Annotated in this window: 21 protein-coding genes; 12 read left to right on the top strand and 9 right to left on the bottom strand. The window is 67.1% G+C overall.

What is annotated here, in order from left to right; translation table 11 throughout:
- The first annotated feature begins 119 nt into the window (after nucleotides 1-119).
- On the top strand, nucleotides 120-353 hold the full coding sequence (locus tag DXK32_RS04360) for a hypothetical protein (RefSeq protein WP_114857420.1): 234 nt from the start codon (nucleotides 120-122) through the stop codon (nucleotides 351-353).
- A 37-nt stretch (nucleotides 354-390) separates the two neighbouring features.
- Here DXK32_RS04360 and DXK32_RS04355 read toward each other — a convergent pair whose 3' ends face one another.
- The 4 genes from DXK32_RS04355 to gatC form a co-directional block, all read right to left on the bottom strand.
- Nucleotides 391-2520 (bottom strand): PAS domain S-box protein, encoded by a 2130-nt coding sequence (locus DXK32_RS04355; protein ID WP_114857419.1) that lies wholly within the window; start codon nucleotides 2518-2520, stop codon nucleotides 391-393.
- 97 nt (nucleotides 2521-2617) lie between these two features.
- The gene (gatB, locus tag DXK32_RS04350) at nucleotides 2618-4069 is read right to left on the bottom strand and encodes an Asp-tRNA(Asn)/Glu-tRNA(Gln) amidotransferase subunit GatB (RefSeq protein WP_114857418.1); all 1452 of its coding nucleotides are present in this window, start codon (nucleotides 4067-4069) and stop codon (nucleotides 2618-2620) included.
- Between the two features lie 21 nt (nucleotides 4070-4090).
- On the bottom strand, nucleotides 4091-5572 hold the full coding sequence (gene gatA, locus DXK32_RS04345) for an Asp-tRNA(Asn)/Glu-tRNA(Gln) amidotransferase subunit GatA (protein WP_114857417.1): 1482 nt from the start codon (nucleotides 5570-5572) through the stop codon (nucleotides 4091-4093).
- The gene (gatC, locus tag DXK32_RS04340; protein ID WP_014198426.1) at nucleotides 5572-5859 is read right to left on the bottom strand and encodes an Asp-tRNA(Asn)/Glu-tRNA(Gln) amidotransferase subunit GatC; all 288 of its coding nucleotides are present in this window, start codon (nucleotides 5857-5859) and stop codon (nucleotides 5572-5574) included. The genes gatA and gatC overlap by 1 nt, the downstream gene beginning before the upstream one ends.
- A 266-nt stretch (nucleotides 5860-6125) precedes the next feature.
- Here gatC and DXK32_RS04335 point away from each other — a divergent pair, with 266 nt between their 5' ends.
- The 3 genes from DXK32_RS04335 to DXK32_RS04325 all read left to right on the top strand — a co-directional run bounded on the left by DXK32_RS04335 (nucleotide 6126) and on the right by DXK32_RS04325 (nucleotide 9459).
- Nucleotides 6126-7802, top strand: coding sequence for a methyl-accepting chemotaxis protein (locus DXK32_RS04335; protein WP_114857416.1), 1677 nt, complete (start codon nucleotides 6126-6128; stop codon nucleotides 7800-7802).
- A 105-nt stretch (nucleotides 7803-7907) separates the two neighbouring features.
- Nucleotides 7908-8522: a Holliday junction resolvase RuvX gene (gene ruvX / locus DXK32_RS04330; protein ID WP_114857415.1), complete on the top strand. Its 615-nt coding sequence runs from the start codon at nucleotides 7908-7910 to the stop codon at nucleotides 8520-8522.
- 7 nt (nucleotides 8523-8529) lie between these two features.
- Complete coding sequence (locus DXK32_RS04325; RefSeq protein ID WP_114857414.1) at nucleotides 8530-9459, top strand: AEC family transporter; 930 nt, start codon at nucleotides 8530-8532, stop codon at nucleotides 9457-9459.
- 46 nt (nucleotides 9460-9505) lie between these two features.
- Here DXK32_RS04325 and DXK32_RS04320 read toward each other — a convergent pair whose 3' ends face one another.
- Nucleotides 9506-10252 (bottom strand): SAM-dependent methyltransferase, encoded by a 747-nt coding sequence (locus DXK32_RS04320; RefSeq protein WP_114857413.1) that lies wholly within the window; start codon nucleotides 10250-10252, stop codon nucleotides 9506-9508.
- 426 nt (nucleotides 10253-10678) lie between these two features.
- On the opposite strand from DXK32_RS04320, the gene DXK32_RS04315 reads away from it, so the two are divergent.
- Nucleotides 10679-11569: a hypothetical protein gene (locus DXK32_RS04315; protein ID WP_162801069.1), complete on the top strand. Its 891-nt coding sequence runs from the start codon at nucleotides 10679-10681 to the stop codon at nucleotides 11567-11569.
- A gap of 228 nt (nucleotides 11570-11797) precedes the next feature.
- Nucleotides 11798-12472, top strand: coding sequence for a calcium-binding protein (locus DXK32_RS04310; protein WP_162801068.1), 675 nt, complete (start codon nucleotides 11798-11800; stop codon nucleotides 12470-12472).
- An 86-nt stretch (nucleotides 12473-12558) separates the two neighbouring features.
- Here the strand turns inward: DXK32_RS04310 and DXK32_RS04305 are convergent, their stop codons facing one another.
- Nucleotides 12559-12975, bottom strand: coding sequence for a GFA family protein (locus DXK32_RS04305; protein ID WP_114857410.1), 417 nt, complete (start codon nucleotides 12973-12975; stop codon nucleotides 12559-12561).
- A gap of 51 nt (nucleotides 12976-13026) precedes the next feature.
- Nucleotides 13027-13293, bottom strand: coding sequence for a DUF1127 domain-containing protein (locus tag DXK32_RS04300; RefSeq protein ID WP_114857409.1), 267 nt, complete (start codon nucleotides 13291-13293; stop codon nucleotides 13027-13029).
- 167 nt (nucleotides 13294-13460) lie between these two features.
- On the opposite strand from DXK32_RS04300, the gene DXK32_RS04295 reads away from it, so the two are divergent.
- Genes DXK32_RS04295 through plsY form a run of 6 tightly spaced genes read left to right on the top strand, consistent with a single transcriptional unit; the run spans nucleotide 13461 to nucleotide 18252 of the window.
- Nucleotides 13461-14414: a transcriptional regulator GcvA gene (locus tag DXK32_RS04295; protein WP_114857408.1), complete on the top strand. Its 954-nt coding sequence runs from the start codon at nucleotides 13461-13463 to the stop codon at nucleotides 14412-14414.
- A gap of 30 nt (nucleotides 14415-14444) precedes the next feature.
- Nucleotides 14445-14801: a DUF6152 family protein gene (locus DXK32_RS04290; protein WP_114857407.1), complete on the top strand. Its 357-nt coding sequence runs from the start codon at nucleotides 14445-14447 to the stop codon at nucleotides 14799-14801.
- A gap of 26 nt (nucleotides 14802-14827) precedes the next feature.
- Complete coding sequence (locus DXK32_RS04285) at nucleotides 14828-15334, top strand: DUF6644 family protein (protein WP_114857406.1); 507 nt, start codon at nucleotides 14828-14830, stop codon at nucleotides 15332-15334.
- A 57-nt stretch (nucleotides 15335-15391) separates the two neighbouring features.
- Nucleotides 15392-16354, top strand: coding sequence for an aspartate carbamoyltransferase catalytic subunit (locus DXK32_RS04280; RefSeq protein ID WP_014198413.1), 963 nt, complete (start codon nucleotides 15392-15394; stop codon nucleotides 16352-16354).
- Complete coding sequence (locus DXK32_RS04275; RefSeq protein WP_114857405.1) at nucleotides 16347-17654, top strand: dihydroorotase; 1308 nt, start codon at nucleotides 16347-16349, stop codon at nucleotides 17652-17654. The genes DXK32_RS04280 and DXK32_RS04275 overlap by 8 nt, the downstream gene beginning before the upstream one ends.
- 4 nt (nucleotides 17655-17658) lie before the next feature.
- Entirely contained in the window at nucleotides 17659-18252 is a 594-nt protein-coding gene (gene plsY, locus DXK32_RS04270) for a glycerol-3-phosphate 1-O-acyltransferase PlsY (RefSeq protein WP_114857404.1), read from the top strand.
- A 10-nt stretch (nucleotides 18253-18262) separates the two neighbouring features.
- Here plsY and DXK32_RS04265 read toward each other — a convergent pair whose 3' ends face one another.
- Both DXK32_RS04265 and DXK32_RS04260 read right to left on the bottom strand, forming a co-directional pair.
- Nucleotides 18263-18646, bottom strand: coding sequence for a response regulator (locus DXK32_RS04265; RefSeq protein WP_114857403.1), 384 nt, complete (start codon nucleotides 18644-18646; stop codon nucleotides 18263-18265).
- A 90-nt stretch (nucleotides 18647-18736) separates the two neighbouring features.
- Nucleotides 18737-20629, bottom strand: a complete 1893-nt coding sequence (locus DXK32_RS04260) for a DEAD/DEAH box helicase (RefSeq protein ID WP_114857402.1) — start codon at nucleotides 20627-20629, stop codon at nucleotides 18737-18739.
- Nucleotides 20630-20771: the final 142 nt, after the last annotated feature.

The raw sequence follows: 20771 nt of genomic DNA, 5'->3' as shown, positions 1-20771 counted from the left end.
TCAAAAATGTGATCGAGCCGAGAAAGATCAAAATCTGTATAAAATTTTATGTACTTTTTAGAAAATTAAAGGTAGCTTACCACCAGAACGCGATAGCAATCCTTGGTCGGGAGGATGCCATGAGCTTGTCACGCCGCTGCGCCGAAACGCTGATCGATCTGGTCGAAATCAAGCTGAGCTGTTTGGAAATCACCGACCGCGAGGACCTGCGCGAAAAGGAGCTGCTGTTGCGCTGCGTGCAGGAACTGAAGGCCGAGGTGCGTGGTGAAAGCGGCGCCACGGCCGCCTTCGCCACGCCCAAGCGCCGCGGCCGCCGGCCCAAGCATCTGCAGTTCCAGGATCTGCACCTCTGAACCGACCATAGGTCTTTGACCGGTCCCTGGCGGTCCGTCAGACCGGCACCGCCGGCCCCGGTTCGGATGGCCCCGGTTCGGACAGCAGAGCCGTGGGTGGAGCAGCATCCCGCGCGATGCAGCGCGGCAACCGCAGGGTAAAGCCCGTGCCCTGCCCGGTCACCGACCGCACCGCCACCGTGCCGCCCAGCACACCCGTCACCGTGCTGTGCACAATGTGCAGCCCGAGCCCCGAGCCGCCCTCGCCCCGCTTGGTCGTGAAGAAGGGTTCGAAGACCTTCGGCAGATGATCCTCGGAAATCCCGGACCCGTCGTCGGAAAAGTCGATGACGACATGATCGTCGCCATCGGATCGGATCACGATTCGGATGGTTCCCCGCTGATCGTCGGCATAAGCGTGGATCAGCGCGTTGATCACGAGGTTGGTTAGAACTTGGCTCAGCGCGCCGGGAAAGCTGTCCATCGCCAGCCCCTCCGGACAATCCACCTCGACCGTCACACGCGTGCGTTTCAAGCGCGGCCGCAAGGAAAAGAGCACCTCGTCGACGTAAGTCCGCAGATCGAAGGAGCGCCGCTCCCCGGAAGTCTGGTCCACCGCCACCTGTTTGAAGCTCTGCACCAGCGCCGCCGCCCGGTTCATGTTCGACACCAGCAGGCGGGCCGCCTCCGTCACCGCGTCCAGATACTCGGCGAGGTTGGTTTTCTTCAGCGCACCCGAATCGAAACGGGCGCGCAGGTCACGGGCCTGTTCGGCGATGTGGCTGGCGGCGGTGAGGCCGATGCCGATGGGCGTGTTGATCTCGTGCGCCACCCCGGCGACCAGTTGCCCCAGCGAGGCCATCGCCTCGGCCTGGATCAGGCTCTCCTGGGCGGCGCGCAGGTCGGCAAGCGCGCGTTCCGCCTCGTCGCGGGCGGCCTCCATGGCGGCCTCCGCCGCCTTGCGGTCGTTGATGTCGTAAAGCCAGGTCAGCAGCGCCGGCTCGCCGTCCATCTCGATCTCGCCCCAACTCGACAGCACCCAGACGATCGTTCCGTCGGGCTTGCGGAAGCGCACCTCGGCGTCGCGGAAGGGACCCTCCCGTTCGAAGCGGGCGATCAAGGCACGACGGTCGGCCGGATCGGCGTACAGCCGCTCGGCGGGCATCGGCAGCAGATCGTCGCGCGACCGGCCCAGGATGATCTCCGACTGCGTGTTGCAGAACACCAGCAGGCCGTCGCGGCGCGTGATGTTCACCGCGATGGGGCTGGCCTCCAGGATGCGCAGCAGCCGCTCCTTGCCGGCGCGGACCTCCTCCTCCTGGCGGCGGCGCTCGGTGATGTCGGTCATGATGCCGACGTAGCGCACCGCGCGCCCGGAGGCGTCGCGGATCGCCCTCCCCTGCGCGGCGATCCACATCCAGCCGCCGTCGGCGCGGCGCAGACGGTAATCGTAGGCGTAGGCCGCGGTCTCGCCGCGCAGATGGGCGTCGATGGTGGTCAGCACGCGCCGCCGGTCGTCGGGATGCAGGCGCCGATCCCAGAAGTCGGCGGGCATCTCCGGCGGTTCGGCGTAGCCCAGCATGCGCGCGAAGCTGTCGGACCACCAGCAGGTCCCCCGCGGGATGTCGGTGTCCCACACCGCGGCGCCGGTGGCGTCCAGGGCCATTTCCAGACGGTCGGCCAGATCGCGGCGCACCGCGTCGGCCTTCTTCTGCTCCGTCAGGTCGTAGAACCAGCTGATGTGGCAGCGCTGCCCTTCGAAGTCGATGACGGTCGAACTCAGCGACCCCATGCAGGTTTCACCGTCGCCGCGACGCAGCAGCACCTCCTGCCCGTCGAAGCGCCCCTCGGCGTAGAGGCGGTCGATGGCGGTCCTGCGATCCAGCGGGTCATGATAGAGCGGCCACATGCCGTCGCGCTGAAGCTGCTCGCCGCTGACTTTGAAACAGGTGGCGGCACTGGGGCTGTGGTAGAGGTTGTCGCCGTCGCGCGTGTTGATGAGAACACCGATGGGAGCGGTGTCCAGGATGGCGCGCAGCCGGTCCTCCGTCGCCGCGGAGGGAGGGGCCGTCTTATCGACCGAGGGGCGCCGTGCCATGCGCCGCGCCGCCAGCAAGCCGGCGAGAAATCCGGCCAGGAGACCGGCGAACAGCGCAAACAGCGCCACCGTCAGCGAATCTGCAATCATTGGGCCTCCCGCCGGCCCCACTTGAAACCGACGGGAGAACAAAATCAACGGTTATGACGCCGCACCGTGTTCCGGCGGGCGTCAGGACCGTTCCCGATCAGCCCTTCAGCTTGGCCATCAGGATTTCGTTGACCAGGGCCGGGTTGGCCTTGCCCTGGGTCGCCTTCATGACCTGACCGACGAAGAAGCCGAACAGCTTGTCCTTGCCCGAGCGGAACTCCGCCACCTTGTCGGCGTTGGCGGCCAGCACCGCGTCGATGGACGACTCGATGGCCCCGGTGTCGGTGACCTGGCGCAGCCCCTTCTTCTCGACGATGTCGGCCGGCTTCTCACCGGTTTCGAACATCGCCTCGAACACCTCCTTGGCGATTCGGCCGGAGATGGTGTTGTCGGCGATCAGGTCGATCAGGCCACCGAGGTTCTCCGCCGAGACGGGGCTCTCCTCGATCTCCTTGCCGGCCTTGTTCAGATAGCCGAACAGCTCGCCGGTGACCCAGTTGGCGGCCAGCTTCGGGTCGCGGCCCTTGGCCACCGCCTCGTAGAAGTCGGCGCGGGCCTTCTCCGACACCAGAACGTTGGCGTCGTAGGGCGACAGCTTGTACTCGCTGATGAAGCGGGCCTTCTTGTCGTCCGGCAGTTCCGGCAGGGTCTTCTTGATATCCTCGACCCAGTCGGCGTCCAGTTCCAGCGGCAGCAGGTCCGGATCGGGGAAGTAGCGGTAGTCGTGCGCTTCTTCCTTGGAGCGCATGGAGCGGGTCACGAACTTGGTCGTGTCCCACAAACGCGTCTCCTGGTCGATCTTGCCGCCCTCCTCGATGATCTCGATCTGGCGGCGCGCCTCGTACTCGATCGCCTGCATGACGAAGCGGATCGAGTTGACGTTCTTGATCTCGCAGCGCGTGCCGAAGGGCGCGCCCGGCTTGCGCACCGACACGTTGACGTCGCAGCGCATGGAGCCTTCCTCCATGTTGCCGTCGCAGGTGCCGAGGTAGCGCAGGATGGAGCGCAGCTTGCGCACATAGGCGCCGGCTTCCTCCGCGGTGCGCATGTCCGGCTCCGACACGATCTCCATCAGCGCCACGCCCGACCGGTTCAGGTCGATGTAGGTCTTGGCGGGGTGCTGGTCGTGCAGCGACTTGCCGGCGTCCTGCTCCAGATGCAGGCGCGTGACGCCGACCGTGCGCGAGGAGCCGTCCGGCAGGTCCAGAACGATCTCGCCCTTGCCGACGATGGGCTGCAGATACTGGCTGATCTGATAGCCCTGCGGCAGGTCGGCGTAGAAGTAGTTCTTGCGGTCGAACACCGAGTGCAGGTTGATCTGCGCCTTCAGCCCCAGGCCGGTGCGCACCGCCTGCTCGATGCAGTGCTCGTTGATGACGGGCAGCATACCGGGAAAGGCGGCGTCGACGAAGCTGACCTGGCTGTTCGGCTCCGCGCCGAAGGCGGTGGCGGCGCCGGAGAACAGCTTGGCGTTCGAGATGACCTGGGCGTGGACCTCCAGCCCGATCACGATTTCCCAATCGCCCGTTTCGCCCTGAATGTACGACATCGGTCTCTTCTCTCGTCCGGCTCAGGCCATGAACGGCGGGGTGGCGGTGACGGCGGCGGCCTTCTCGATGACCTGACCGACGCGCAGGACGGTCTCCTCATCGAAGGGCCGGCCCAGGAGCTGGAGCCCCAGCGGCAGCCCGTCCGACCCGACGCCCGCCGGAACCGACATGCCCGGCAGGCCGGCCAGCGAGGCCGGGACCGTGAACACGTCGTTCAGGTACATCTGGATCGGATCGTCCATCTTCTCGCCGATGGCGAAGGCGGTGCTCGGCGCGGTCGGCGTCAGGATGACGTCGCACGTCTTGAACGCCTCGTCGAAGTCCCACTTGATGCGCGTGCGCACCTGACGGGCCTTGTTGTAGTAGGCGTCGTAATAGCCCGCCGACAGCACGTAGGTGCCGATCAGGATGCGGCGGCGGACCTCCTTGCCGAAGCCGGCGCCGCGGGTGTTCTCGTACATGTCCTTCAGGCTGGCGCCCTCGACCCGCAGGCCGTAGCGCAGGCCGTCGTAGCGCGCGAGGTTCGACGACGCCTCGGCCGGAGCGACGATGTAGTAGGTGGCGAGCGCGTACTTGGTGTGCGGCAGGCTGATCTCCACCGGCTCGGCGCCGGCCTGCTTCAGCCATTCGATGCCCTGGTCCCAGATCGCGGCGATCTCGGCGGGCATGCCCTCCACCCGGTATTCCTTGGGAATGCCGACCTTCAGGCCGCGGATGTCGCCGGTCAGCGCGGCGCGGAAGTCCGGCACCGCCATGTCGACCGAGGTCGAGTCCTTCGGGTCGAAGCCGCACATCGAGCGCAGCATGATCGCCGCGTCCTCGACCGTGCGGGTCATCGGGCCGGCCTGGTCCAGCGAGGAGGCGAAGGCGACCACGCCCCAGCGCGAGCAGCGGCCGTAGGTCGGCTTGATGCCGACGATGCCGGTGAAGGCGGCGGGCTGGCGGATCGAGCCGCCGGTGTCCGTGCCGGTGGCGCCCAGAGCGGCGCGCGCGGCGACCGCTGCGGCCGAGCCGCCCGACGAGCCGCCGGGAACGATCTGGCGCGACCAGTTGCCGACCTCGCCCGGGCTCCACGGGCTGATGACGTTGCCGTGGTGGGAGGTGATGTTGGCCGAGCCCATGGCGAACTCGTCCAGGTTCACCTTGCCCAGCATGACGGCGCCGTCGCGCCACAGGTTGCTGGTGACGGTGGACTCATACTCCGGCTTGAAGCCGTCGAGGATGTGGCTGGCCGCGGTGGTCGGCACGCCCTTGGTGCAGAACAGGTCCTTCACCGCGATGGGCAGGCCCTCCATCGGGCCGGCCTCGCCCTTGGCGCGGCGGGCGTCCGACGCCTTGGCCATCGCCAGCGCCTGCTCCGGCGTCTCGGTGATGAAGGCGTTCAGGGGGCGGATCGTCTCCACCGCCTTGACGTGGGCCTCGGTCAGTTCGACCGCGGTGAACTCCTTCTTGGCGAGGCCGTCGAGGGCCGCCGCCATGGTCAGATGCGTAAGACCGGTCATCACTCGACCACCTTCGGAACGACGTAGAAGCCTTCGGCCGTCTCCGGGCCGTTGGAGAGGACGGCATCGCGGTAACCGCCATCGGTCACCTCGTCCTTGCGGCGGCGCAGCGTCTGCGCGGCCACGCTGGTCATCGGCGGCACGTCCTGCGTGTCGACCTCGCCCAACTGTTCGACGAAGGTCAGGATTTGGCTCAGCTCACCCGCCAGGTGATCCAGTTCATCGTCCGGCACCTTGATGCGGGCCAGATGCGCGATCTTGGCCACGGTGGCCTTGTCGAGCGACATGCCTTCCACTCTCTTCCGAAACGTCTGGAAAAACGGCTTGGAAGCTATCACCCGAATTCTATTACCGCAATGATTCAGGGATATCCCTTCCACCGGCGCCCGCCTTCGCACCGGTGACGGGATGACTCCGGAAGATGGGGGCGTGGCAAAAGGTTTGCGCGACCGACACCGCATGGTGCGGCGTCCGATTCCCTGTTAGATTGACCGACATACGGATCAAATTCGCGCCGAAGCCATTTCATCGCACCCAACCCGGCAGGCCCCCAATGACGGCATCACTGACGCTGGCGAAACGCCTTTTCCTCGGCTTCGGCATCGGCGTGGCGGGGTTCGCCGCCGTCGCCCTGTTCAACAACCTCGCCATGACGCGGCTGAGCGACCTGCAGCAGGAGGGGATGCGGCGGGTCGCCGACGCCACGACGCTGACCGAACTCGCCGGTTATGACGGACGCCTCTACAAGATCGTGGCCGACGCGCAGATCAACGGCTACGCCCCGCAGCACGACGAGCAGTGGAAGAGCGTGCGCGGGAACGCCGAACTCTACATCCGCAAGACCGCCGAGGTGATGGACACGCCGGACGAGCGCGCCTGGGCGGACGAGGCCGAGCGGCATTTCCGGGCCGCCGTGGCCATCTTCGAGACGGAGATGCTGCCCATCCTGCGCAACGGACCCGCCGACGCGCGGACCCGCGCCATGGACGACCGCATCGACCGCGAGCTGGCCGCCATGTCCGACCTCTACGAGAAGATCAAGCTCTCCACCGCCCGCGAGGCCAGGGACGCGGACGAGGAGTACGACACCACCGCCGACCGCTACGGCCTGATCGGGGTATCGATCTCGCTGGCGATGACGGCGGTCCTCCTGCTGACCGCCCTGCTCACCACCCGCGCGGTGGCCCGGCCGGTGCGCGCCATGACGGAGGCGATGCGGCGGCTGGCCGACGGGGACCTCGCCATCGCCGTTCCCGCACAGAACCGGCGCGACGAGATCGGCGCGATGGCCGGCGCCATGCTGGTTTTCAAGGACAGCCTCCAGCGCAACCGCGCCATGGAGGAGGAGGCCCGGCAGGCCGACCAGCGGGCCGCGGCGGAGAAGCGGCGGCTGATGAACGAGCTGGCCGACTCCTTCCAGACCGGTGTTCAGGACACGGTCAGCGCCGTCGCCGCGGCGGCGGGCCAGCTCCAGGGCAGCGCGCGCAGCATGACGGCCATCGCCGAGCGGACGACGGTTCAGGCGTCGTCCGTCGCCATGGTCACCGAACAGGCGTCGGGCAACGTCCAGACCGTCGCCTCCGCGACCGATGAGCTGAGCGGTTCGATCACCGAGATCGGCCAGCAGGTCGACAACGCCGCGCGCACCAGCCGGGCCGCCCTCGAGGAGGCCCAGCGCACCAACGCGACGGTGGAAAGCCTGTCCGGCACGGCGGAGCGCATCGGCAGCGTGGTCCAGCTCATCCAGCAGATCGCCTCGCAGACCAACCTGCTGGCGCTGAACGCCACCATCGAGGCCGCCCGCGCCGGCGAGGCCGGCAAGGGATTCGCCGTCGTCGCCAACGAGGTGAAGGGGCTCGCCAACCAGACCGCCCGCGCCACCGAGGAGATCGCCGCCCAGATCCAGGCGATCCAGACGGAAACCCACGACGCCGTGTCGGCGATCCGCGACATCGCCGACACGGTGCGGCGGGTGAACGACATCGCCGGGTCCATCGCCCAGGCCGTGGAACGCCAGTCCGCGGCGACCGGGGCGATCACGCGCAACGTCCAGCAGGCCGCCGAGGGCACCGCCGACGCCTCGCGCAGCATCCGGCAGGTGAACGACGCCTCCCGCGAGGCCGGGCAGGCGGCGGCGGACGTGCTGCAGGCCGCCAACAGTCTGGGCGACCACGCCCAGGCGATGCGCCGGTCGGTGGACGAGTTCGTCCAGCGCATCCGCAGCGCCTGAGACGATTTGCCTGAGACGATTTGCCTGAGACGATTCGCCTGAGACGATTCGCCTTCTGCGCCGCCGGCGCTTGCCGTACCGCCGCGCGGCTTCTATGGTTCGCGCATGATCCACACACTTCCCGAACTGGCCGCCCGCCTGGGCCGGGGCCAGCGCCTGCTCGGCCTCGACGTCGGCACCAAGACCGTCGGCATGGCCGTGTCCGACCCGAACTTCGTCGTCGCCTCGCCGATCGGCACGCTGAAGCGCACGAAGTTCACCCAGGACGCCCGCGAGCTGTCGCGGACGCTGCGCGATTACGGGATCGGCGGGTTGGTGATCGGCCTGCCGCTGAACATGGACGGGTCGGAGGGGCCGCGCGCCGAATCCACCCGCGCCTTCGCCAAGAACCTGATGGAGCGGTCCGACCTGCTGGGTTGGGACGCCGAGATCGCCTTCTGGGACGAGCGGCTGTCGACCTCCGCGGTGGAGCGTTTCATGATCGGCGAGGCCGACATGACCCGCAAGCGCCGGGACGAGGTGGTGGACAAGATGGCCGCCGCCTACATCCTGCAGGGCGCGCTGGACGCGCTGGCCCACATCCGCCGCATGGAGCGCGAACAGCGGGAGCGCGACGAGGAAGACGGGATCGGCGGCGACAGCGGCGGCGGCGACAGCGGCGGCGGTGACAGCGGCGGCGGTGACAGCGGCGGCGGTGACAGCGACGGCAGGGACGCCTGACGGCCCCATGCTGCCCATCGCCGGGGCGCTGGCCCCGATCTTTCTGCTGATCCTGTTCGGACAGGGATTGCGCCGCCGCGCCGTGATCCCCGACTCCGCCTGGCCGTCGCTCGACCGGCTGACGTACCTTCTGTTTTTCCCCTGCCTGATCGTGGACGAGTTGACGCGCACCGATCTGCGCGCGCTGTCGATGGGTTCGATGGGCGGAACGATGGCGGCGGGAATTTTCGCCGGCGCCGCCCTGGCGCTCGCCGTCCGGCGGCCGATCGGGTTGGACGGTCCGGCCTTCACCTCGGTCTTCCAGGGGGCGATCCGGCCCAACACCTACGTGGGCTTGGCAGGGGCCGGCGCCCTTTACGGGTCCGCCGGGCTGACGCTGACGGCGGTGGGCATCGCCGTGGTGGTGCCGCTGGTCAACCTGCTCTGCGTCACGGCGATGGTGCGCTATGGGCGGATGGCGGACGGTGTGCCGCAACACAGTGGCGTGGGCGCGGTCGTCTCCGGCATTCTGCGCAACCCGATCATCATCGCCGTTGCCATCGGCGCCGCCCTGAACCTGAGCGGGATCGGCCGTGTTCCGGTGGTCGGGGACGTGGTCGGCATCCTGGCGCGGGCCGCCCTGCCCATGGGGCTGCTGTCGGTCGGTGCCGGGCTGGACCTCGCCGCGGCGCGCGGCGCCGGGCTCGGCGTGGCGCTGTCCAGCGTCCTGAAGCTGCTGCTGGTCCCCGCCGCGACGGCGCTGGCCGGGCTGTGGCTGGGGGTGGACGGGCTGCCGCTGACCATCGCCGTGCTGTTCAACGCCCTGCCCTGCTCGGCCAGCTCCTATGTCCTGGCCCGGCAGATGGGCGGCGACCACGCGCTCGTGGCCGGCATCATCACCGTCCAGACCCTCGCCTCCGCCGCCACGCTGCCGCTGGTCGTCGCCCTGGCGGGGTGAGGGGCCGACACGACCATAGTGAGGCTCCCTCAGCAGTGACGCCCCATCAACGCCTCATCAGCGCGAACACGCCCCAACCCAGATAGTCACGCGTGTGGGTGGCGTAGCGCTCGGGCTCCGAGGTCAGCTTATCCCGGACATCCTGCGCAAGCTCGTCGTCGGGATTGGCTTCGAGCCACCGGCGCATGGTCAGCCATTTGGCCGCCTCGTAGCGATCCCATCCGTCCTGATCGGCCAGCATCATTTCAACGACGTCGCAGCCAAGCTGGCGAAAGGACGCGAGCAGGCCCGGAAGCGTGAGGAAGTCGGAAACCGCCCGGGCAAGACATCCCTTGGCGACGTCGTCCGTCGGCGGCAGGCGCCGCCAGTAGGGCTCCCCGATGAGGATGATTCCGCCGCGGCGCAGGCTGCGCTCCAGCAGTTCGATCGTGCCGGCGACTCCACCGCCGATCCATGTGGCCCCGACGCAGGCCGCCACGCCGACCGGCTCGGCGGAGACATACCCCGCGGCGTCGCCATGGATGAACGCAACCCGGTCGGCCACGCCGAGCTCCACCGCACGGAGCTTCGCCTGCTTCGTGAACAGTTGGCTCATGTCGACGCCGGTGCCGACGATGGCATGATCGCGCGCCCAGGTGCAGAGCATCTCCCCCGAACCGCTGCCGAGGTCGAGCAAGCGGGTCCCCGCCTCCAGACGAAGCGCAGCGCCGAGTGTGGCAAGTTTCTCCGGGGTGATCGGGTTGTGGATGCGATGGGCGCTTTCCGTGATGTTGAATATCCGAGGAATGTCCATTGCCAACCCTCTCCCCTCAATCAACGCAAACAACGCCCACAGCAACCTGAGCATCATTATCGAAAATACTCGAAGTGAATGAGGTTACCATAATTCCATTCTCCATGGCTGGGTTTCCGGACCGGCGCAGTAATGTGCGACGACTTGTCCAGTGGCTTACGGCGGCGGCGTCGAACGGGTCGGACTCGCCGCCATTCCAGAACAACGACGACCCGCAGTGTGCACAAAATCCATGCCATGCCTTCGTCACGGAGCGGCACCAGGACAGGATGTCTTCCGCATCGGACACCACGCCTCCATACGCATTCAGATAGATGCATTTTTATTAGTTAGATACATAACTGATTAGTTTTTTCTTATTAACGATTCGTTAGGACATTCGTTTAATTCTACCCACGATAGATATTCTTTGCAATCGAGGTAACCATGAGCATCAATGCCACCTCGGGATACACCCAATCTCCGCTGCAGATCGGTGCTGGAAAAAGCTCAGGAAATGCTCAGGTTGCAGGCGCCTCGTCTTCGGCCACTCCGCCACAGAGCGGAGCCCCCGCATCCGAGCCGCAGGACACCATCAGCCTGTCGGCCGAAGCACAGTTCAAGATGAACGGCGCAACCAAGTTTTCCGTGACCGCCGACTCGCTGGCTCAAGCCGCGACGGCAGCAAAGAATGTACCGGGATTGAACGCGGATACGGAACTCCTCACACCAGAAGCGATGGCGGCCCATGCCGAGTGGCGGGAAAAGCACGCCGAGTACCGAGGGAAGGTTCGCAGCCTCGTCGACCAGACCTTCGGTTTGAGCGCAGACGGGAACAGTTGGGCGGCGGGCGGAGCCGCGCTGACCGCCATGAAGAATCTGGCGGAAAAGAACGGATTGATCGAACCGGAAATGCCGCCGACCGTAGCCAAAATGCTGCATACGACCGGTGAAAGCATGTGGACGAATAAAAGCGGCGGGTCCACCGGCGTGTTCGATATCGTTTTCACGAAGAAGGGCGCTGAAAAAGAGGGAAACCTTCGCATCCTGTTTGATGGCAGCATGAAGCCGGGCGCAAGCAGTTCCCTGATCGATTTGAGGGACGGAGACGCAAATGCCCGAGGCGCTTTGACCAAAATCAAGAACTCTGCACTTGGTAAGCAATTGGATATGGTGGGCGGATGGAATCCGGGCAGCGCAACCAATGCCTATGCCATCACGAACGACAAGAATGGTGGCAACGCCGGGATCATTGGAGTGGCCCTAGCCAACAACACGGATGATTACGCCAAGAACAACGCCGCAAAAATACTCAACACCATATACAGCTATCTATAGGTAACAGGTGCATTTTATCGATTACCAAAAAAAACAGGAATCGACTGAAATTAAAAAAAGACGCCAGGAAAAATTCCCGGCGTCTTTTTTTTATGTAATTTCATTATTTATCTAACTTACTAAATTGACAATATTTAATATTGTTTACTTATACAGAATTCTTTGTTACTGAAAAATTGTCGTCAAAAGATGATGAATAAAAACTTTGGCATACAAAAGGATGACAAAATGGCATACATACCTCTGTCGAGCGGAAACGATCTTTATCCTGGATATCCCTGGTCTCCGCCGCCCAACGAGGCATGCTACATTGACGGCTTCGATGGAGATGATACGATTGCCGGCACTCCGTATAACGATACGATCGATGGCGGCAATGGTCACGACAATCTGTTCGGAGGAAGTGGCAACGACATCATTTACGGCGCCAACGGCAATGATCGTCTTGATGGCGATTACGGCAACGATTACCTGATGGGCGAAGCCGGCTCGGACACCATTTACGGCGGCTTCGGAAACGATACTCTGATCGGCGGCGGCGCCCCGGCAGGTACGGCGGATTACCTGTATGGCGGAGAAGGAGACGACATCTATTACCATGACTCCAACTGGGGCGGCGTCACCTACATTTATGACACCGACAACTATAGCCCTGGAACACAGGATCGTCTGATCTTCTCAGGCGTTTCGTCGATCTACGATCTGCAATTCTTCAAGGTCAGCAACGTCGACCTATACATCATGACAACGGCCGATGCCGCAGACTTCGTCAACAACAACGGCGTCATCATACACGGCTATTTCAACAACTCCGGAGCGCCGTCGAGCATTTCGGAGGTCGAATATCTTACGGTCGCCGGCACGACTTACGATCTGTCCGCGATTCTGGGCCTCGGGGCCTGAGTTTCCGCGGCTCCGGTATCCCGCGATGGAAATCCGTTCCATCGCGGGCTCCATCGTCTCCAGCCAGTGACGGCCTCCCCAACGATTTACGGCGGCTCCGGTGCGCCTTCGGGGAAGCGCTCCAACCCGTCGTCGATGGTGTAATAGTCCGCCTTGTCCGCCACATGGATGTGCCGCAGCGTCGTCAGGCCGGTCGGCTGGTCCAGGCTGCCGGCGGCAATGTCCAGCAACGCCTCGCCATCGCCTTTCCAGAACAGCGACGAGCCGCAGCGCGCGCAGAATCCACGTTGCGCCTTGGCCGAGGAACGGTACCAGGACAGCGTGTCCTGCCCCTCGAACGCCACGGCCTCACGGGGGACCGTGATGTAGGCGCCGAAATGGCCGTGAAAGCGCCGGCATTGGCCGCAATGGCAGTTCACCACACCCATGGGCCGCTCGGCCACGTCGTAGCGCACGCCACCACACAGGCACCCGCCCGTCAGACCTCCTCCGCCGTCGCTCATCGAACCGCTCCCGTTGGTTTGCTCGATAGGGGTTTGCTCGATAGGGGTGAGTCAGCCCTGCCAGAAGGGCTTGTCAGCCTCGGTCACCGCGTCGGCGCGGGACAGGCCGATGTCGTGCAACAGATGATCGGGCAAAGCCTCCAACGCGCGCCGCTGGCGCCGCCGCTCGTTCCAGGTCGCCACCGTGTCGAACAGGGCGACCACCACAGCACCAATCCCCTGGCCAATCCTCTGGCCGCCCCCCTGGCCGGGCCGCTCCTGCGCGTCGGTGCGGGTGTTCATGCTGCCATCCATGCCGTCATTCATGCTCTGGGCCATGACCGCGTCTCCTCGTTTGTCCGGCTGTCGTCGGAGCTTGTCGTCCGACGGTCCGGACTGTGTTCCGTGAGAGGAGGATGGGCCACCCGGTCCTTGCGCACAAACGACGCTTTCTCATAGTTTGGATTAGGAAAACTAATCCGAAGCCCGCTTCCCGGAGTCGCTCCATGGCCCGCCGCCTGCCGCCGCTCAACGCCCTGCGCGCCTTCGAATCCGCCGCCCGGCACCTGTCCTTCACCAAGGCGGCGGAGGAGCTTCACGTCACCCAGGCCGCCGTCAGCCATCAGATCAAGGGACTAGAGGAATGGCTGGGCATGCCGCTGTTCCGTCGGATGAACCGCGCATTGATCCTGACCGAGACCGGGCAATCCTACCTGCCGCCGGTGCGCGACGCGCTCGACACGCTGTCGCATGCGACGGAGCGGCTGTTCCGCATGGACGGGTCCGGCGCGCTGACCATCTCGACCATGCCCAGCTTCGCCGCGAAGTGGCTGGTCATGCGGCTCGGCCGCTTCCAGGCCCGCCATCCGGAGCTGGAGGTGCGGCTGCACACCACCCCGCAGCTCGTGGATTTCACCCAGCAGGACGTGGACATCGGCATCCGCTTCGGCGCCGGCAACTGGCCCGGCCTGCGGTGCGAGCGGCTGATGACCGAGGACATCTATCCGGTGTGCAGCCCGTCGCTTCTCGACGGTCCCCGCCCCCTGTGCTGCCCGGAGGACCTGCGCCACCACACGCTGCTCCACGACGACTACTTCATCACCTGGGGCACCTGGGGCGAGGCCGCGGGGATCGCCGGGCTGGACCACGCCCGCGGCCCGCGTTTCGACGATTCGGCCCTGCTGCTCCAGGTCGCGGCGGAAGGCGGGGGCGTGGCGCTGGCCCGCGGAGTCCTGGTGGCGGACGACGTCGCCGCCGGGCGGCTGGTCCGGCTGTTCGACGTCCACCTGCCGGGCAACTACGCCTATTACGTGGCCGCCCCGCCCCATTATTTCTCGCGTCCCAAGGTGAAGGCGTTCCGCGACTGGCTGTTCGAGGAAGCCGCCGCCGATCCTGCGGCCGGACACAGCCGGACCTTGTCCGCGGCCGAATCCGCCACAACCTCTTCCCCAGACGCCTGAACAGACGCCTGACCGGGGAAAGGTTGCGCCATGATGCCCGCACGCCCACTCGCCCTCGCCGCCCTGCTGTCCGCTTCGCTGGCCTGGCCCGCCGCCGCGCACCATGGCTGGGGCGGTTACGAGTCGGGTCAGGAGATGACGCTGACCGGCACCGTGCAGCAGATCGCCTTCAACAACCCGCACGCCATGCTGAATCTCCAGGCCGACGGCAAGGTCTGGCACGTCGTGCTCGCCCCGCCCAGCCGCATGAGCACGCGCGGCCTGCCCGCCGATTCGATCAAGCCCGGCCAGACCGTGACGGTGGTCGGCTATCCCGCCAAGTCCGATCCGGCGGAGCTGCGGGCGGAGCGCATCACCGCCGCCGACAAGACGATCGAGCTGCGCTGACGGCGGCCCCCGCGCCCGGTCGCAGCATGGACCACGATCTCGCCCCCGCCGGTCCCGGCTGGCTCGTCGCGCTGGAGACGTCCGGGCTCGGCGAGTCGCTGCGCCAGTCGGTCTGGCTCTACCCGCTCGTCGAGATCGCGCACATCCTCGGATTCGCGCTTCTGGTCGGGTCGATCCTGGCCTTCGACCTGCGGCTGATCGGGGTCCGGGCGCCGCTGCTGCCGGCGGATGCGCTGGCGCGGCTGATCCTGCCGGTGGCGGTGACCGGTTTCGCGCTGGCGGTGCCGACCGGCCTCCTCCTCTTCACCACGGAGGCGACGGCGCTGGCCGGCAACCCGGCCTTCCTGGCGAAGCTGGCGCTGATCGGTCTGGCCCTGCTGAACATTCTCGCCTTCCACCGACTGGCCGGCCGGCGCATGGCGGCCTGGAGCCTGTCCGACCGGCCCCCGCCGGGCGCCCGGTTCGCGGGCGCCGCCTCGCTCACGCTGTGGGTCGGGATTCTGGCCTGCGGGCGGCTCATCGCCTATGTCTGAAGGAAAGCCGTAGGGCGCGCTTGCGGGCGTCCGGGACCGCTCCTATAGTCCCGGCCCATGACCGGATCGCCCCATTCCACGACGGTTTTCCCGCACCGCCACCTCCTTGGCATCGAGGGGCTGACGGCAGGCGAGATCACCACCATCCTCGACCTCGCCGACGGCTACGTCGAGCAGAACCGCCAGCCTTCGAAGAAGTCGTCGCTCCTCGACGGGCGGACGATCGTCAACCTCTTCTTCGAGAACTCGACCCGCACCCGCACCAGCTTCGAGCTGGCTGGCAAGCGGCTCGGCGCCGACGTCATCAACATGTCGTCGGACGGCAGTTCGGTGAAGAAGGGCGAGACGCTGATCGACACGGCGATGACGCTGAACGCCATGCACCTCGACGCGCTGGTCGTTCGCCACGCCGATTCGGGGGCGGTGAAGCTGCTGGCCGACAAGGTCAACTGCTCGGTCATCAACGCCGGCGACGGCCACCACGAGCACCCGACGCAGGGGCTCCTGGACGCGCTGGCGATCCGCCGCCGCCTGGGCAGCCTCGACGGGCTGATCGTGGCGATCTGCGGCGACATCCTGCACAGCCGCGTCGCGCGCTCCAACATCCACCTGCTGAACGCCATGGGCGCCCGCGTCCGCGTCGTGGCGCCGCCGACGCTGATCCCCTCGCAGATCGACCGGCTGGGCGTCGAGATCCACCACTCCATGGCGACCGGGCTGAAGGACGCCGACGTGGTGATGATGCTGCGCCTCCAGACCGAGCGGATGAGCGGCCAGTACGTCCCCTCGACCCGCGAATACTTCTACTTCTACGGCTTGGACTACGAGAAGCTGGCGGTGGCGAAGCCGCACGCGGTGGTCATGCATCCCGGCCCGATGAACCGCGGCGTCGAAATCGATTCGGAGGTCGCCGACGACCTCAAGCGCTCCATGATCCTCGATCAGGTGGAGCTGGGCGTGGCCGTCCGCATGGCCGTGCTCGACCTTCTCACCCGCGATCGCCGGGGGACCGATGTCTAATTCCAACGCACCCCGCGTCGCCTACCGCAACGCCCGCCTGCTCGACCCCGCCAGCGGCCTGGACCAGCGGGGCGACCTGCTGACCGAAGGCGCGAAGATCGCCGACTTCGGCCCGTCCCTGTTCGCCGACGGCGTGCCGGAGGGGATCGAGGTCGTCGACCTCCAGGGCCAGTGCCTCGCCCCCGGCCTCGTCGACATGCGCGTCCTGATCGGCGAGCCCGGCGAGGAGGAAAAGGACACCATCAAGAGCGCGTCGCGCGCCGCGGTGGCCGGCGGCATCACCGCCGTGGTCCTGCTGCCCAACACCGACCCGGTGACCGACGAGGTGGCGAGCCTGGAGTTCATCGCCCGGCGCGCCCGCGAGGTGCGTCTGGTCAAGGTCTTCGCCTACGCCGCCGCCACCCGCGGCACGGACGGCAACGAGATCACCGAGATGGGCCTGCTGTCCCGCGCCGGGGCCGTGGCCTTTACCGACGGCACCAAGGCGATCGCCAGCGCCAAGGCGATGCGCCGCGCGCTCAGCTACGCCCGCACCTTCGACAAGCTGATCGTCCAGCACCCGGAGGAGCCGAGCCTCGCCAGCGGCGGCATGATGAATTCGGGCGAGCGCGCCACCCGCCTCGGCCTCGTCGGCATCCCGCGGGAGGCCGAGATCATCATGATCGAACGCGACCTGCGCCTGCTCGAACTCTCCGGCGGCCGGCTGCACTTCGCCCATGTCACGACCGGCGAGTCGGTGGACCTGATCCGCCGCGCCAAGGCGCGCGGGCTGAAGGTCACCTGCGACACCGCCCCGCATTACTTCGCCCTGACCGAGACGGACGTCGGCGACTACCGCACCTTCGCCAAGGTCTCCCCGCCGCTGCGCGGCGAGATGGACCGGCGGGCCATCGTGGAAGGTCTGGCCGACGGCACCATCGACGCCATCGCGTCCGACCACACGCCGCAGGACCAGGACCAGAAGCGTCTGCCCTTCGCCCAGGCCGCCTGCGGCGTGATCGGGCTGGAGACGCTGTTCCCGCTGACGCTGGAGCTGGTGCACAAGGGCGCCATGCCGCTGCTGAAGGCGCTGGCCTGCGTGACCGTGAAGCCGGCCGAACTGCTCGGCCTGCCGCTCGGCCGCATCGCCAAGGGGGCGCCCGCCGACCTGATCGCCTTCGACCTCGACGTGCCGTGGAAGGTGGACGTGGCGGCCTTCAAGTCGAAGTCGAAGAACAGCCCCTTCGAGGACCGTCCCGTCCAGGGCCGTCCGCTGCGCACCGTCGTCGACGGGCGCACCGTCTGGCAGTTCGAGGGCTGACGCGGTGACCCTGCTCATCTCGGCCCTGCTGGGCTATCTGCTGGGCTCGATCCCCTTCGGGCTGGTGCTGACGCGGCTGGCCGGCCTGGGTGACATCCGCCAGATCGGCTCCGGCAACATCGGCGCCACCAACGTGCTGCGCACCGGCAACAAGCCGCTGGCCGCCGCCACCCTGATCCTGGACAGCGGCAAGGGCGCCATCGCCGCCCTGCTCGCCCTCGCCTGGGCGGGGCCGGAGGCTGCGGTCTTCGCGGCGGGCGGCGCCATGCTGGGCCACAGCTTCCCGGTCTGGCTGGGCTTCAAGGGCGGCAAGGGCGTGGCGACGGCGCTCGGCGTGCTGCTGGCGGTGTCCTGGCCGGTCGGCGTGATCGCCTGCGCGACGTGGCTCGCCATGGCCTTCCTGTTCAAGATCTCGTCGCTGTCGGCCCTGACCGCGCTGGGCCTCAGCCCGATTTTCGGCTGGATCTTCGGCGGCCCGCTGGTGGCGGGGCTGTGCCTGTTCATCGCCGTGCTGGTCGCCATCCGCCATTCCGCGAACATCACGCGCCTGCTCAAGGGCGAGGAGCCGAAGATCAGCTTCGGCAAGAAGAAGGCCTGACCGCACCCGGTCAGGTTCTCTGGAACACCTCGTCCATCGCCGCCAGCAGTTCCCCCGCCAGGACGGGCTTCTTCAGGATCACCAGCGGTCCGCCCTCCCCGTCCTGCAGGCCGGGGATTCCATACTCGGGTGGAGAAGCCGACAGGACGACGATGGGCAGGTCGGGCCAGTCGAGGCGCAGCCGGCGGATCATCGCCTCGCCGCCCAGCCGGGGCATCACCAGATCGGTGATGACGGCGTCGAAGGCGCCTTCGGCCAGGGCGTTCAGCCCGGCCTCGCCGTCCGTCACGGTGGTGACCGTGCAATGGGCCATTTCCAGCATGCGGGCCATCGCCATGGCGGTGAGCGAGTCATCCTCAACGAGAAGAATCTTGAGCGGCCTCGCGAAACGCACCGGTAACCTCCACGGGTGGCGAACGGGCCGACACTCTCCACGAAGGCCGATGGCTTCGCCCCTGCAAAAAAGTGTGGCCGGGGGCGTTCTTTAGGACGCCGGCTTCACCGTACCATGGTGTGTCGTTCGGCGGGATGGTTTCGAGAAGGCCGTGACCGCCCCTGCCCCACGGGCCTTGCGGCGGCTCGACCAGCGGTATTGCGGGTCGTCGGCGATCAGGTGCAGGTGGTCGGAGATGCGGTTGCGCTCCAGCCAGCCAAGAGCGGCTTCCAGTTCCGACAGGGTCATCTCCGAGCGCGCCTTGTTCATGTGGCGCTTCAGAACGGCGTTGTAGGTGTGGTAGCTGACCGGCCCCTCGGCGACGAGGTTGTTGTCCTGGTCCTCGATCACCTGGGCCGCCACGATCTGGCCGATGCGCTGGCGCAGATGGTGCTCCACCGCGCTGGGAACCTGGACACCGTCCTTGGACGGGCGCTCGGCCGAGGGACGGTCGGCGGAATCGTGGCCCGGCGACGGGTTGCCGAAATCGGGGCCGGGCGCCACCACGGCGAAGCGCAGGGCCGTCGCGTTGGATTCCAGCGGGATGATCTCCGGCTCCGCCTCCACCGTGCGCTCGAAGGGCAGTTCGTGCTGGCGCCGGGTCTTCACCATGGCCCGCGTGCCCTGCTGGGTCTCGACCATCTGGCGGAACCGCTCGAACATCATGTCGGAGGGGTGATAGATCACCGCCCGCTGCTGCTCGTAGGCGCCGGCGTGGGGATCGACGCGGGTGGCCCGCGCGATGGCCTGCTCCAGCCAGGGGCGGGAGCGGATGTGGGTCAGGCAGGCGACATGCGAGATAGCCGGCGCGTCCAGCCCCTCATAGGCCATGGCGACGGAGACCAGCACGGCGGGCTCGGGGCGCAGACGGAAGGCGGCCACCACCTCCTGGGCGTCGCGCCGTTCGGAAATGGCGATCCGGGCCATCCGCGCCGCCTGCGCGCCGGGCATCCAGCCGCGCAGCGTGTCGAGATAGTTGCGGGCGGTCTCCTGGTCCGGAGCGATCACCAGCAGCTTGCCCAGCCCCGCGCCCTCATGCTCCGCCCCATTTGGACCGTTCGCCGCGGCGCGCCGCTTCGCCCGGTGCTCGCGGCAGGAGCGGTAGGCCTCGCGCAGCATGGCCTGGGCGAAGCCGGTGCGCAGCGCGGTGAACAGGGCGTCGCGGGTGTTCTCCCCGGCGCGGGACAGCGCATCGACGCTGCGCGTCGTCCGCTCCGCGTCCAGCCATGTCGCGGTGCCGTCCATGGCGCCGAAGGTCACCGGCAGGATGGCCTTCTCGGCCAGCGCCTGCCGCCGTGAATAGCCGACGATGGCCCAGCCCGGCGCCTTGAAGTCGATCTCGCGCACCCGCCGCACCCCCGTCGGCGCGCGGTAGGGCAGCCACAGGATGGGGCGCCCGTCCGCCCGCTCCAGCGTGCCGCTCATCAGCAGCCGGGCGGCGGCGCTTTCCAGAAGCGGCAGGATGGAGCGGCTCCAGGCCGTCTCATCCTCCGCCGTGGTCGCCGTTGCGGTGTCGGCGACCGCAGGCAGGTGGTGCAACTCGTCCACCGCCAGCAGGTAACGATGGCGGCGGAACTCCTGAAGGTGCAGGTCCGGGGCGGCGGCGACGGCCTGATAGGTGGTGACGTAGCCTTGCAGACCCCGGCAGGGATCGCGCCCGTTCTCCGCCGCCCGCAGCGCGATCCCGTGGCCCAGCGCCTCCCGCCAGCGCGGGTCGGCGAAGGCTTCCTCGGCCTGCCGGCGCAGGCTGTCGCGCGGCACGATCCAGCAGATGCGGTCGATCAGCCCGGCGCGCATCAGCGCCGCCCCCATGATCACCGGCAGCAGCGACTTGCCTCCACCCGGCGTCACCGCGGCCAGCACGTCCCGCACGTCCGTCTGCCGCTGGGCGATGGCCGCGGCGACGCCGGCGACCATGGTCTGGTGGCTCCTCAACGCTGGCATGCCGGCCTGACGCCCCTCCCTGACGGTTTTGCGCGGTATGGACCGGCAAGGCTAAGCCGTGGGGAGTCACCGGGTCACGGATTCAATCGTAGGTAGACATCCCCCAAAGGAGGGGGGCCGCTCGCCAAAGGAGTCCGAAGGA

The sequence above is a fragment of the Azospirillum brasilense genome (genome assembly GCF_003349955.1).
In the GTDB taxonomy this organism is placed as follows: Bacteria; Pseudomonadota; Alphaproteobacteria; order Azospirillales; family Azospirillaceae; genus Azospirillum; species Azospirillum brasilense_B.
This window is presented reverse-complemented; position numbering and strand designations above follow the sequence as displayed.